We start from the raw sequence: 14,199 nt of genomic DNA on the forward strand, positions 1-14,199 counted from the left end.
GAAAGTTTTAACAAATGGATCTATTTCTTTACTGTTAAAAAATAAACAAAAACACACTTACTAATAACTTACACAAAATGTCCAAAAAATTATTGAATTTTAAAGCGAGAAAAATTATCCATTACTCATTGCTCGTTTGTATTCTGCTCATTCAGCTTCTTATTGCTGGTTTTTTCTATAATGAATTTATTTCGAGGAAAAATTTAACCTTTTTTGAAAATCAGCTTAAAGAAGTTCATACGCTGGAAAATCTTACGGACAATTCCCGCGGAGAACTCCTGAATGCACAGAGTTTTCTTCAGAAATATATGGTGAGTAATGATAATACCTATCTCGATTCTTATTTTACTTCTCTTAATAAACTGGGTAAAAATCTCGACAGTATCGGACATTACGAAAACAAATATCCGAAGCTTAAAAACGTTTTAACCTCCAAGAAGAAAGATTCTATGGAGATTAAAAAGCTGAAATCTCTGATAGATTCTACCTACGAATATTCTACGAAATCCAACTTTAAGGTAGAGAACAGCCTTCCGAAACTGGAAAAATACAGCGTCAACTACGATTTCGATAAATTTAAAGTAGAAACAAAAACAATTTCCGATACGGTAAAGAAAAAAGGGCTTTTCGGACGTTTGGGAGATGCTATTTCCGGAAAGGAAAATGTACGGAAAGAAAGTACGATTATTACAGTAAAACAGGGAAAAGAAGCCAGCCCTGCCAATATTAAGGCTGAATTCGACAGTATTTTTAATGAAGTGAACAATCATTATAAAGGAGAAATTAAGAAAATTCAGGTAAATGTGGTGAGAAACCAGAACAACAGCGGTAATTTCTATAAAATTTTTAATAATCTTCTCGTTTACAGCAATGGTTTAATGAATATCTACGAAGTTGCCATTAAGGATTCAAAAGCTGAACTGGAAAAAGAATATCAGAAACAGAATTCAGAAAGCAATAGAATCAGAAAGAATCTGGTATTCGGTGCGATGATCCTGATGTTCATTGTTTCCGTTTTGATTATGTTCCTGACCAGAATTGCATTTATTTATGAGAAAAAGCTGAATGCTGCCAATAAGCAGATCAGTGAAAACCTGAATTTCAAAAATAGAATTTTGGGAATGCTGAGTCACGAACTGAGATCGCCTCTGAAAATTATAGGGTTATTCATCAACAGAATCAATAAAAGAACAGAAGACGAAAAGGTGAAAGAGTATCTGAAATCCATCAGTTTTACCAATGATTCTCTGCTGATGCAGGCGAACCAGATTTTGGAATACACGAAAAATCAGGCGGTTGAAAATAAACTGATTCCGGTGAAATTTAATCTTAAGAACGAGATCACTTCCATTCTTACTTCTATTGAACCTTATATAGAAACAAGAAATAATCAATTTATTGTTGATGAAAATATTAACCAGAACATCAACGTTTATTCAGATAATAAAAAAATCAACCAGATTTTCATGAATATTCTGGGAAATGCCAATAAATTTACTGAAAACGGACAGATAAAAGTCATCACAAAAACGCAGCCTGTTGACGAAAATACAATATCTTTGATTACAGAAATCAGCGATACCGGTGTCGGAATTTCCAAATCTGATCTTGAAAAGATATTCGAACCTTATTATCAGGGAGTTTTATCAGAAGATGTGGAAAATCTCGGAGCAGGATTGGGATTGAGTTTATGCAAAGAAATCATTGGTTTGTATGATGGGAATATCTCTGTTTCTAGCGAAGAAGGAAGAGGGACAACCGTACATTTTTCTGTTAATTTAAATATCAGTAAATGAGTGGAATAAATTCAGGATCTGTAAGATTTTTGCTTGCGGATGATCATAGCCTGATAAGACAGGGAATTGTTTTTCTTCTGGAAGATATGGATTGGGAGAGTGAGATTTTTCACGCTTCCAATTTGCAGCAGCTTATGATTTCCATACAGGAACAACCTGTGGATATTGCGATTATAGATGCTCATTTTCCCGATGGAAACAGCATTACTGTTGTTCCGGAGATTAAAAAGATGAGTCCGAAAACCAAGATTCTCATTTTTACAGGAATTGAAGAAAGCGCCCATTCTTTAAAATTCTTAAACGCAGGAGCAGACGGATTTTTAAGCAAGCTGAGCGAGGAAGAGGAGATTGCGGAAGCGATTAAGAAAATGTACAGCCATGGAAGTTATATTTCTGAGGTTACACAGGCTTTGTTGAGAAACTCCATAAGCAACCCGACACTCATTAATCCTTTGTTGTCTTTAACGGAAAGGGAACTCCAGATTGCGGAAATGTATGCGGAAGGTCTTGGAAATCTGGAAATAGCCAACCGGCTTGATATTAAACAGAATACGGTAAGTACACTCAAAAAAAGAATTTTCGATAAACTTAAGATAGAAAATATTGTGGAACTGATCGAGGTCATGAAAAACCACTATTAAACTTTAAAGATACTTTGATATTGAAATCATGAAATTGCAATATTTCATGATTTTTTTTATTAAAATGATTGATTTTTCGCTAAATTATTGAATTATTTATTGTTGTAGATAAATATCTACAAGCTTAGCGATATATATCTAAAGGATTTATTAGAATTATATACCACAATGTGCCTACATTTGTATCAACAAAAGCAAACAATTATTAACCGATAGTTAAAAGTGATTTTTGATTCTGAAAACACAAATGATGAAAAAAAATTATTTCAGAATCAGAGATACTAAGACACAAATGATATTTGTATCGTGATTGCAGAGCAGCAATGCTCTGTAACAGATACTAAAAAAAGGGTAGCAAAGGTTAGAAAGCAGCCTAAAAAAACACACACAATGAAAATCAAGCCTCCGAAATTTCGGAGGCTTGACGTTTTTAATTACTGACCTAAGAAACAAAACGTAATTAAAAACAAGATTCTATTGAAAATATACAACGGTTCTGTTAAATCAACGATTAACCTTTCTTCTTCGTCCAGTTTTTTATCCTGTTATAATCTAGAAAGTACGTTAACTTTAGAGAAATATTATTCACAGTAGGTTCGCTGAAAAGCATATCATAGTTTTTCTTCACATTCAGCCTTGAAAATTCAAGATAATTGGAAGTTGCGTTTCTGTATAATAAAGTAAGCTGGCTTCCCGGAGCAAACCACCACGAAAATCTTAAATCCACATTCCATGCATTATAGGTTCCGTTCAGGTTTTTGTCAAAAGCATTCGTTTCTGCAAGACTTCCGTCCTGATTCAGCGTATAAAACTGTTTGTACGTAACATCCGAAAAATAATGTCTGAATGTTAATGTAAGAGCCATTTTTTCATTAAAAGTATACTTTGAAGTCAGCACATTTTCGTAGGTATTTCTCTGCCTTCTTCCGATGAAAATATCAGTACTGTTTTTTCCGGCAAAACCTGTTTCATTATTGCTGAAACTCGGATTAAAGCCCCAGTTTACATTGAATTTGTCTGAAAAACGGTAGCGCAGTCCAAAATTGGTAAGTACCTGATTTCTTCCTTTTTCATCATACGCATAATAATCGAAACTGAAATTAAGCTGTAATTTCTTTCGGCTGTCGCTTTCAAACCAAATCCACGAATCGAAATATTTAGGAACCTGAAGATGTCTCCCAAAAGTTCTCGGCTCGTAAATATCATTCTGGGTAAAAGGTGTAAACTCTATTCCTCCCCCGAAAACCCTGAAGTTTTTATCCGTAAAACTGTTATTGTTATTAAAAATCAGATTCTGAAAAATAAAAGGTTCCAGTCTGTGGAAATAATTCAGGTTGAAATTCAGATACATATTGTTGAACGTTTTCGTAGGCTGCAAAATTCTGTAACCGTACCACGCGTTGTAATTTCCGAAATTCGTTCTTGTCGAAAATCCTACATCGTTGATGTCCCAGTCTTTTGTAGTGACATTTCCGTTGATATTAAAACGGTTTTTTCCTGAAATTTTTGCAAAGCCAAGCTCACCTTTAGTCCCGAATTTCGTTTCACCATCAATCACCCAGCTTCCTTTTAAACTTCCGAAAGTATTGTAAGTATTTTTTTTGTTATTGATATCCCAGAGAATTCCCGTTGCATTGGCATCGCGGAAATCTCCGTTTCGGGTAACGTTGGTATTCACCAAAGAGACAGAAGAATTTCCGTTGAATCGCTGATCAAAAACCAGAACATTGTAATTGGTCCACGGTTCTACAACCTCTCTTCTCACTTCTCCGGTTTCATGGTTTAAAATCGTAGCTTCCATTTTTTGTGTTATTCCGTTAAAAAAGCCGATTCCCAACCCTTTTTTGGTTCTTCCCGAAATTTTAAAAGCATTGAATAATTTTACCTTTGAAGGATATTCCGTTACCTCTTCATTGTCATTGGTTGCAGGATATCTCGAAGGTTCTCCGCCGACTCTTCTTGAATAAAACATTCCACCTTTACTGAATAATTCGGTTCCTTCGGTAAAGAATGTTCTCTGCTCGGAAAACTGCTGTTCAAACGGGGTTAAATTTAAAATCGAATTATCAAAATTTGCCTGTCCGAAATCCGGAATCAGAGTCATATCGAAGGTAAAAGCATCATTAATACCGTATTTTACGTCCATTCCGCCGTTGATATTAGCGGTTGTTTTTCCGTCGAAACTGTTGACGTATGTGGAAAAATAAGGCGTAAAAGACAATCGTGTTGGAGGATTGATATTTTCAATTCCCTTTAAAACACCATCAAATAATGTATAAGAGTTTTTTGCATTATCCACAAAATTCCAGTCATAAGTAGTTTTTGTACGCTGAATCCTGCGGAACATATTCATTCCCCATTCCTGAACGTTACTTTTTGGAAATCTAAGTTCGGAATAAGGGATTTTAATTTCTACCGCCCATCCTTTTTCATTGATTTTTGCGCCGCTGTACCAGATGGAATTCCATGTATCATCTTCTCCGTCCGTCGTAATTTTTGCATCAAACTGAACGCCGGCTGCGGTTACCATAAATTCCAGACTCTGCTGTTTGTCGTTGTACCCGTTTAAAGTAACTCCGAAGAAATCATCATTTCCTACGCCATCTCTTTCTGTGAGTTCTTTGGCAATTTTATGGGGAGTAGGATCGTACATCTGGGCTCCGAAGTAAATTCCTGTATCATCATATAAAATTCTGACTTCCGTTCTGATAGAATCTGCCTGAAGTTTTCCGTTGTTGGGCTCTCTTTCTATAAAACCGGTAGCAACAGGAGCATTCCGCCATTCTGCATCATCCAGAATTCCGTCTATTTTGGGAGATGATGAGGTTTTTGTGATGACGATGTTTTTTCTGACAATCTGCACATCTTCCTTTTTCTGAGAATAGGTGAGTATGGAAGATAAAATAAGGCAAATTGCCAGGATCTGAGTTTTCATAATTCAGTTCTTAATGTTTTAAACAAGACAACCAAAATCTGAAATCTATTACATCACAAAACAAAAAAATGTCTGCAAAATTTGCAGACACCTTATTTCTAATGATTTACAATGAATTTATTTTGTAAACTTTAAAGGATATTTTACATTTTTATATCCGTCGATACTTGCTTTTAATGATCCGACTGCCAATTCAGCTTTCAATAAAATAGGAATATGATTGGCGTCGTTGGAAACCCACATCGTTACTCCTTCTTTCTCTTTAAAAACCCTTCCGCTCTTCACAGACGGAATAATTTTTAAACAATTAATTGTCCCGAATTTGGTATCCAGATTTTCAGTTCCCACCACTTTTAGCTGAAAAGGAAACATTTCATCATCAATCCATACATTCATGTTGATTACTGTTCCTGTTCTCAGTTCAGCAGCAGTTTTACTTCTTAAATAATAGAAGCAGGAAAGCATATCCTGAACTCCTTTTACAGATTTTATTACTTTCGATCCGTTTGCCGGCGTTTTCTTGTCCGTTAAAACCAATGTGTTATTGTCATGATTGAAGGTTGTTTCCAGATGCTGTCTGTAGCTTCCTTCCCTCACGTTTCTTACATAAAAGCTCGGAAGTTCAGTCTGCATATTGATGTAGCTTTCATAAAAATCTTCTACCTTAAAAAACGCTCTTACTGCTCCAGTTGTCTGTCCCGTTCCTCTTACATGAAGATGCGGAGCTCCTTTGAAGGTGGTTTTCTGTGCCGTAAGATTAGCGGTACCAGCATTCAGAAATCCGTAATGGATTCTCAGCGTAATAGACTCTCCGTCTGCAATATTATCAATCTGTCCAAATCCCAGAATGAATATAAATATCGAAATAATACTTAAAAATTTCTTCATAATTTAAATTTTACAAAAACATTGCCAAATTCAATAACTTTAAAATATGAAATATATTTGACAAATCTCAGTTTTTTATTTAGACTGAATTAAATATGCTTCGCATTAAAATTAGTAAATTTGCGATCACAAGTATAATTAAATTATCTTATAATTATGATAACGACGGATATATTGATCATAGGAGCCGGTCCTACAGGACTTTTTGCTGTATTTGAAGCAGGTTTATTAAAAATGAAGTGCCATATTATTGATGCACTTCCTCAACCGGGAGGACAGTTGGCTGAGCTTTATCCTAAAAAGCCTATTTTCGATATTCCGGGATATCCTTCTGTAAATGCGGGAGAGCTTGTGGATAATTTGATGGAGCAGATCAAGCAGTTTCAGCCGGGATTCACTTTGGGAGAAACAGCAGTTTCTTATACAAAAGTAGATGATGAATGGTTTGAGGTAGTTACGAACAAAGGAACGGTTCACAGAGCGAAAGCGATTGCTATTGCAGGAGGTTTAGGAACTTTCGAGCCAAGAAAACCTACCATTGAAAATGTAGCCGATTACGAAGAAAAAGGTCTTGAATATTTTGTAAAAGAGCCTGAACATTTCAGAAATAAAAAAGTAGTGATTGCTGGAGGAGGAGATTCTGCACTGGACTGGAGTATTTTCTTATCTAATGTAGCGAGTGAAGTTACTTTAATTCATAGAAGAAACGAATTCCGTGGCGCTCTGGATTCTGTAGAAAAAGTTCAGGATCTTAAAAATCAGGGTAAAATTAAATTAATTACTCCTGCGGAAGTTACAGCGATTAAAGGTGACGGAAAAGTAGAAGCGATTACAGTGGCAATTGACGGACAGGATCCTTACGATATTGAGACAGATTATTTTATTCCGTTATTCGGTTTAACACCAAAATTGGGAGAAATCGGAAACTGGGGACTGAATATCGAGAAAAATGCGATCGTTGTAAACAATGCTTTGGACTATCAGACAAACATTGACGGAATTTATGCGATCGGAGATATCAATACTTATCCGGGAAAATTAAAGCTGATTCTTTGCGGATTCCATGAAGCTACTTTAATGTGTCAGAGTGTTTATAACAGACTGAATCCGGGTAAAAAATTCGTTCTGAAATATACAACGGTAAGCGGCGTAGACGGATTCGACGGAAGCAGAAAAGAAGCAGAAAAAGCTGTTGTTAAAAAAATTGACTAATTTTGTTGTCTGTTGTTGAATATCATTACATCAACAATCAACTATTAACGATCAACAAAAGATGAGCGATATTAATATAAAAATTACCGATAGGGAAGGAGTTACGCACGATGTTGTTGCACCAACGGATATGTCTATGAATCTGATGGAAATCATCCGTTCTTATGAACTGGCGGAAGAAGGAACCATCGGAGTTTGCGGAGGAATGGCTATGTGTGCTTCGTGTCAGGTTTACGTGACCAACGATCCGGGACTTGATGAAATGGGCGCAGAAGAAGATGCCATGTTGGGTGAAGCATTCCATGTACAGAAAAACAGCAGACTGGGTTGTCAGCTGCATATTGTTCCAGAAATGGAAGGTCTGGAAGTAGAGATTGCTCCTTATCCTTAGAAAGATTTTAACTTACCATAAAATAAAAGCCTCCCGAAGAAAATCTTCGGGAGGCTTTTATTTTATCATTTTACAGGCTGAAATTTTGGATGTCCCACCTGCCACAAAGCAAATGAATAAATATCGGCGTATTCTTTAAAAATAACGTCAAAATCACTGGTGAAATGTCCGTTTTCATAGTTTACATACAGCAAAACAGGTTTTTCTGAGGCGGAATCTTTTTGCAGTATGGCTGCAAATTTTCCCGGCTCCCAAGGTTCAACTCTGGAGTCGTTCATTCCGGTGCGGATGATTACAGCGGGATACTTTACTCCCTCTTTTACTTTACTCTGGGCATCCATTTCAAGAAGGTTTTTGGTATCTTCTTCATTTTTTAAAGTTCCTATTTCCGGAATCTGATTGGGGCCATTAGGGGTAATCTCAGAACGTAAGGCATTGGTCATTCCCACTTCTGCTATAGCTACAGAATACAGATCAGGTCTTTCCGTTATGGCTCTTCCAATGAGTACTCCGCCCATACTTACACCATTTCCTATGAGTTTTGAAGATGAAGTATATTTTTGGGAGATCAGGTATTCCGAACATGCAATAAAATCTTTCCATGTATTCGGTTTTTTTGCTTTCATACCGTCTTTATGCCAGTTTTCACCTTTTTCACCTCCTCCTCTTACGTGGGCTATTGCCAATACGACACCCTGTTCCAAAAGTACGGAAAGTCTTGTTGAGAAACGGGGCTCATATGAAAATCCATAACCGCCATAACCTGTAATATAAGCAGGATTACTGCCATCCATTTTTATATTTTTAGGATAAATAACAGATAGCGGAACCATAACGCCGTCGTGGCTTTTTACTTCCACCTCTTTTACGTTATAAAGTGTGCTGTAATCCGGATATTTTGTTTCTGAATTAAGGTATTTACTTTTTACGATATCTCCTTTTTCAGGGTTGTATTCGTAGGTCGTTAATGGAGTCAGCCAGTTAACGTTGTTACAGAATATGTTGTCATTTTCTCTTTGGTTGAGAGATAATGAACTGTTAACTCCGGTTGGGAAATCAATTTTTTTTCCGGCAAGCGTATTAATATTGACCTGATATTTATCTCTTACAATACCGTCTCCTAATGAATAATAAAGATAGTTTTTAGAATTATGAATACTTATGATTACTTTATCCTTGTTTTCCGCAACTACTGTTGTGGCTTTATCAGGATCAGGATTTGATAAGCTTGTGAGAGTAATTTTATAATTAGGTGCATCTTTATGAGTCAGCAGAAACAATTTGTCGCCGGAAATAAATACATCAGTGATATCGTCTGATGGTTTTACGATTTGCCTCCAGTTTATTTTTTTATTTTTTAATTCAGAAAAAGGTGCAACAAATATCGGACTTTCAGATTTTACAGAACTTAATCTTAAAACAATATTTTTATAGTCATCGGTAAAATAAATTGAGGGAAATTGCTCTGTTAAAGCATTCAGTTCCGGATAATCTTCTCTGGATGCTAATACCTTGTCAGCTTTTGTGTCGGTTCCAATCACATGAAGCATGGCTTTCATGTCCTTTAGAAGCATATTGCTGCTTGGATCTGCGGTACTCATTTTTGTATAAAGAAGAGCCTTATCGTCGGGAGTAAATTCAAAAGCAAATTCACTCCAGATAGGACCGATTTCATCCTTTAAAAATTTCTTGGTGGCAAGATCAAAAATTCTTAAGTTGCAGATTTCCCCACCTGCTTTTGACAGTAAAATTGCAATTTTCCCCGCTTTCGAGTCAAGTACAAAATTGGTGATTTGTGTATTTTTGCCAAGTGTTTCAGGATCAAAAATCAGCGATTCTTTTCCTGTTGCAAGATCTCTTGAATAAAGCTTAGAAAGGTTTTCGCTTTTTTTAGTCTTTGTATAAAAATAAGTGTTTCCTCTTTGATAGATGACGTCGAAAGAATCACCGTTCATTTCCTGTACTTCTTTCATGCGTCTGTAAAGATCTTCACGGTGCGGAATTTTATCAATCACGGAATGGCTGAAATCAGACTGAGATTTGAACCATTTTTTTACTTCAGGATTTTTGATGTCTTCCAGCCATCTGTAATGATCTGTGATTTTTGTACCAAAATAATCATCCACCACCGCTTTTTCAGGAGTTGCAGGATAATTGTACTGTGCGGATATTATTTGACTTAAAAATAATCCTGCTGAAAGAAATATATTTTTCATGGCTGTATTTTTTTTTGACAATTAAAAGTCTGTAATGTAAATATACTAAACTTCCTCCCTCGAAATCCATTTTCCAACATTCGGAGCCTGATAATTTTTCATCATTTCCAGTAATTCTTCAATATTTTCACAGATTAAAAGCATCTCACGGTTAATCTGCTTTAAAAATCCTTTTTCCACCATTGTTTCCACAAGCCTGATCAGATCGTCATAAAATCCGTTGATGTTTAAAATTCCAATCGGTTTTTTATGAAGTCCCAGTTGCGCCCAGGTTATCATTTCAAAAAATTCTTCCATTGTTCCGTAACCTCCCGGAAGAACAATAACGCCGTCGCAAAGTTCATTCATTTTGGTTTTTCGTTCATGCATGGTTTCCACCAGAATTAATTCTGTCAATTGTTTGTGAGCAATTTCTTTGGACTGTAAAAAGCGGGGAAGGACGCCGGTTACTTTTCCGCCTTCATTCAGTGCTCCGTCTGCAACAGCGCCCATTAAACCAACATCTGCGCCGCCGTAAATAAGCTGAATTTTTTGTTTTGCCAGAGTTTCACCAAGCAAAGCTGCCTGTTCTTTGTAAATAGATGCAGAACCGAAGCTGGATCCGCAGAATACGGTGATACTTTTCATGATTAACAATTAAAAAAACTGAATTAAATTTTTCTTTTTTGAGGGGACTGTCTGTTTGAAAAGAATGATAAAATTTCCACGCTGCCATTGTTTACGCGGTAATACATGGTGTTAAATTCCAGAATAACCAGTTTGTGAATGTTTTTGCTTTCGGATATGGGAAATATGAAAGGATTTTGAGATATAATTTCAATTAAACTTTCAATTTTTTGAACAAGCTTTTTAATTTCTTTATCCGTAAAATGAAGTTGAAGATATTCTATTGTCTGTTCTAATTCCTCTAAAGCACTTGGGGTCCAGAGAATATTATAACCATTTTCCATATAACTTTCTGGCTTCAGAATGAGATTTTAGTTCATTATTATCCGCTTCAGAAATTCCTTTTTCAATTGATTCTTTTTCTTCTTCCGAAATTAAACTCCACCAGTCTTTAGTCTCCTCTTTCCTGAATTGAATCAGTTTTTTGATAACAGAAGCATCCTCCAATGTTGACAGCCATTGAATTAATTCAAGTTTTTCATTGAGTGTCTGTGTGTTCATACTTTGGATTGTTTATTCAAATGTATAACTTTTTGATAACAATTGAGAAAGATTGGGAACAAAAAATATCCAAAATCAAAACGACTTTGGATATTCAATATAGCAATTTTACAATTTTATTTCTGAGGAATGTTGGCTAAAATATCTTTCAGGAAACTCCAGAATTTCTGTGCCGAAGGAATATTTGCCTTTTCATCCGGAGAGTGTGCCCCACGAATGGTCGGTCCGAAACTTACCATTTCCATTTCAGGATAATTGGCTCCAATAATTCCGCATTCCAGACCTGCGTGACAGGCTACAACATGAGGCTTTTCGCTGAATTTCTCCACGTAGATTTTTTCCATCAATTGAACGATTTCAGACCCCGGTTTTGGTTTCCATCCCGGATAAGAACCGCTGAAAACGGTATTCATTCCGGCAAGTTCAGCAACCGATTTTAACTGTTCAGCCACTGAATCTTTAGATGATTCTACAGATGATCTGGAAAGGTTTAAAATTTTTAATGCACCGTGTTTTAATTCAACTCTTGCGACGTTATTGGAAGATTCTACCAGATCTTTTACATCCGGACTCATTCTGTACACTCCGTTATGAAGACATTTCAACGTTAAAATGATTTTTTTTGAATCTGCTTCCGAAATCGCTTTCTCTGAAGTTGTCGTGTTTTCGATATTGATCTGAAGACCGGCTTCAATGCCTGCAAATTCGTCTAAAATTTCTTTTTTAAGTCCGTTCGTCACTTCTTCGATAAATTCCTGAGCATTTCTTACAGAAGCAACAGCAACCGCTTCTCTCGGGATAGCATTTCTCAATCCGCCTCCGTCAATAGAAATCAACTGAATGTTTTCTTTTTCCAAAGCCTTATAAAGAAGTCTTCCCAAAATAACATTTGCATTTCCGAAGCCTTTGTGAATATCCATTCCGGAATGCCCTCCTTGTAAACCTTTTACTTCAAATCTCACGATTTGTCCGTTTGCCGCTTCAGTTTCGTAGTTTTGAGAGATCGTTACATCAATTCCTCCGGCGCAGCCGATATCAATTTCATCGTCTTCTTCGGTATCAAGATTCAGAAGGATATCTCCCGTTAACTGTCCCGGTTTAAGACCTAAAGCTCCCGTCATTCCTGTTTCTTCATCAATAGTGAAAAGTGCCTCCAAAGCAGGGTGCGGAATATCTGAACTTTCCAGAATAGACATGATTGTCGCTACTCCTAAGCCATTGTCGGCTCCTAAAGTGGTTCCTTTTGCTTTTACCCAGTCTCCATCGATTTCCATTTTGATTCCTTCTGTTTCAAAATCAAAATTTACATCATTGTTTTTTTGGCAAACCATATCCAGATGCGATTGCAAAACCACAGATTTGCGGTTTTCCATTCCTGCTGTTGCCGGTTTTTTGATGATTACATTTCCTACTTCATCAACAGTAGTTTCCAGTCCTAAGTTTTCACCAAATTCTCTGATGAACGCAATTACTTTTTCTTCTTTTTTTGAGGGTCTCGGAACCGCATTTAATTTGGAGAAATTTTTCCAGATAATCTGCGGTTCTATATTAGATAGCTCCATGAAATTTATTTTTATCAAAATTACGAAATAAAAAATGCTTCCGATCATTCAGAAGCATTCTTTATATCAATTTATTTTAATCCAATTTTCTTCTTATTGAAGTTATTAATTTATGCAGCTCTTCCGGAAGACCGTGATTACATTCACAATCTAAACAAAATTGTTGTATAAGTTCTTCATTACTTTCGTCTCTAATCCTTGTTATAATTTTGTATTCAAATAAATGCCTTGTCAAAGTTCTTATAATTTCTTTATTATTACTTTTTGAACTTTTTAATTTTTCAAGAAGTAAATCCATAATTTGTAATATGCTTAATAATTCGGAAACACTTTGATTGTTTTTTAATTCATATTCAGAACCATGATAGTGGCATCTTATTTGGGAAAACAGGTTGAAAAAAGCATCACCTCCATAGTGAATAACATTAAGATTTTTCACATCAATATTTTTTAAGTTATCGACAGGTAATGTTGTGAATTGGAAACTGTTGATATTATCAGTTAAGTAAGAGTATAATTGATTTAAATTATTAGTTTCATTTTCATATTCTTTTTCACTATTTTCTTTATCAATTTGCTTTTGAATTAACTCATTTGCTTTTACTTGAGCTTTTAAAGCATAAAAAACTAAAAAAGCTCCTATTAAATTAAGAAAAGGAGCAGTAATTCCCCCTATAGTATCACCAATTTGACCTGTTTCTGAAAAGTTTAATTTTTCCCAAAAAAATTCTCTTGTAAGTATAAATGGTGCTAAAAAAATTATTGCAATACCAATTCCTAAAAACCATTTAGCTTTTTCAAGTATTTCGGTGATTTCGAAATTTTTATCATCCTTTTTTTTATTCATTATTGGTATTTACTTATAGAAATTACATTAATACGATTCAATTAGCATCCGCATTCTCCGTAAACAGGTAGGGTAACAACCGTTCCGTCCGGTTTTTCAATCGTAAGCGTACCTTCAAAAAGTAAAGCTTCTTCTCCTTTTATTTTTTTACCTTTTACCGAGATTTTGTAGTCGTCGCTTTCAATTTCTTTGCTCAGTTCTTCGTCTACTTCCATATCACTTGAAGAGATCAGATTCATGGCAAGTCTTTTTCCGTCCAGCTTCATGTAGGCTGTTTTTCCGGCATCATCTGCATAAATGTATTTTTCGTTTTCAAAATCCGACTTGCTTTTTGCAAAATAGCATGAGCATTCCTTAATTTCTTTTGGAAAAGGAAATGGATCAACAACAATGCCTGTTTTCTGGGCATCTGTTTTTACAGAATCCTGAACTACCGTTACAGAATCTTTTTTTGCCGAGTCGGAAACTGTTTCTTTATCCTTTTTGCAGGCAACCAGAAGGAAAGCCGAAAAGAAAATGATTACATATTTCATCGTGTATTATT

The 14,199-nt window shown here is 35.6% G+C and carries 13 protein-coding genes; 4 read left to right on the forward strand and 9 right to left on the reverse strand.

The window, feature by feature from the left end:
- Positions 1-77 precede the first annotated feature (77 nt).
- On the forward strand, positions 78-1,796 hold the full coding sequence (locus BW951_RS19110) for a sensor histidine kinase (RefSeq protein WP_076395714.1): 1,719 nt from the start codon (positions 78-80) through the stop codon (positions 1,794-1,796).
- Complete coding sequence (locus BW951_RS19115) at positions 1,793-2,437, forward strand: response regulator transcription factor (RefSeq protein ID WP_076395716.1); 645 nt, start codon at positions 1,793-1,795, stop codon at positions 2,435-2,437. The genes BW951_RS19110 and BW951_RS19115 overlap by 4 nt, the downstream gene beginning before the upstream one ends.
- 511 nt (positions 2,438-2,948) lie before the next feature.
- Here BW951_RS19115 and BW951_RS19120 read toward each other — a convergent pair.
- Both BW951_RS19120 and BW951_RS19125 read right to left on the reverse strand, forming a co-directional pair.
- Positions 2,949-5,372 carry a DUF5916 domain-containing protein gene (locus BW951_RS19120; protein WP_076395718.1) on the reverse strand — a complete coding sequence of 808 codons (2,424 nt, stop codon included), beginning with the start codon at positions 5,370-5,372 and terminating at the stop codon, positions 2,949-2,951.
- A 117-nt stretch (positions 5,373-5,489) separates the two neighbouring features.
- On the reverse strand, positions 5,490-6,260 hold the full coding sequence (locus BW951_RS19125; RefSeq protein WP_076395720.1) for a DUF3108 domain-containing protein: 771 nt from the start codon (positions 6,258-6,260) through the stop codon (positions 5,490-5,492).
- Between the two features lie 156 nt (positions 6,261-6,416).
- On the opposite strand from BW951_RS19125, the gene BW951_RS19130 reads away from it, so the two are divergent.
- Complete coding sequence (locus BW951_RS19130) at positions 6,417-7,472, forward strand: NAD(P)/FAD-dependent oxidoreductase (RefSeq protein ID WP_076395722.1); 1,056 nt, start codon at positions 6,417-6,419, stop codon at positions 7,470-7,472.
- A 61-nt stretch (positions 7,473-7,533) separates the two neighbouring features.
- Positions 7,534-7,863 (forward strand): 2Fe-2S iron-sulfur cluster-binding family protein, encoded by a 330-nt coding sequence (locus BW951_RS19135; protein WP_076395724.1) that lies wholly within the window; start codon positions 7,534-7,536, stop codon positions 7,861-7,863.
- 65 nt (positions 7,864-7,928) lie between these two features.
- Here BW951_RS19135 and BW951_RS19140 read toward each other — a convergent pair whose 3' ends face one another.
- From BW951_RS19140 to BW951_RS19170, 7 genes are all read right to left on the reverse strand, one after another.
- Positions 7,929-10,079: a prolyl oligopeptidase family serine peptidase gene (locus BW951_RS19140; protein ID WP_076395825.1), complete on the reverse strand. Its 2,151-nt coding sequence runs from the start codon at positions 10,077-10,079 to the stop codon at positions 7,929-7,931.
- 45 nt (positions 10,080-10,124) lie between these two features.
- Entirely contained in the window at positions 10,125-10,706 is a 582-nt protein-coding gene (locus BW951_RS19145) for an LOG family protein (RefSeq protein ID WP_076395726.1), read from the reverse strand.
- Between the two features lie 23 nt (positions 10,707-10,729).
- Positions 10,730-11,029, reverse strand: coding sequence for a type II toxin-antitoxin system RelE/ParE family toxin (locus BW951_RS19150; protein ID WP_076395728.1), 300 nt, complete (start codon positions 11,027-11,029; stop codon positions 10,730-10,732).
- On the reverse strand, positions 11,013-11,246 hold the full coding sequence (locus BW951_RS19155) for a hypothetical protein (protein WP_076395731.1): 234 nt from the start codon (positions 11,244-11,246) through the stop codon (positions 11,013-11,015). The genes BW951_RS19150 and BW951_RS19155 overlap by 17 nt, the downstream gene beginning before the upstream one ends.
- A 116-nt stretch (positions 11,247-11,362) precedes the next feature.
- Positions 11,363-12,808, reverse strand: coding sequence for an aminoacyl-histidine dipeptidase (locus BW951_RS19160; protein ID WP_076395827.1), 1,446 nt, complete (start codon positions 12,806-12,808; stop codon positions 11,363-11,365).
- Positions 12,809-12,884: 76 nt separating this feature from the next.
- Positions 12,885-13,655, reverse strand: a complete 771-nt coding sequence (locus BW951_RS19165; protein WP_076395733.1) for a hypothetical protein — start codon at positions 13,653-13,655, stop codon at positions 12,885-12,887.
- 41 nt (positions 13,656-13,696) lie between these two features.
- Complete coding sequence (locus BW951_RS19170; protein ID WP_076395735.1) at positions 13,697-14,188, reverse strand: hypothetical protein; 492 nt, start codon at positions 14,186-14,188, stop codon at positions 13,697-13,699.
- Positions 14,189-14,199: the final 11 nt, after the last annotated feature.

This window comes from Chryseobacterium gambrini (assembly GCF_900156825.1).
GTDB lineage: Bacteria > Bacteroidota > Bacteroidia > Flavobacteriales > Weeksellaceae > Chryseobacterium > Chryseobacterium gambrini.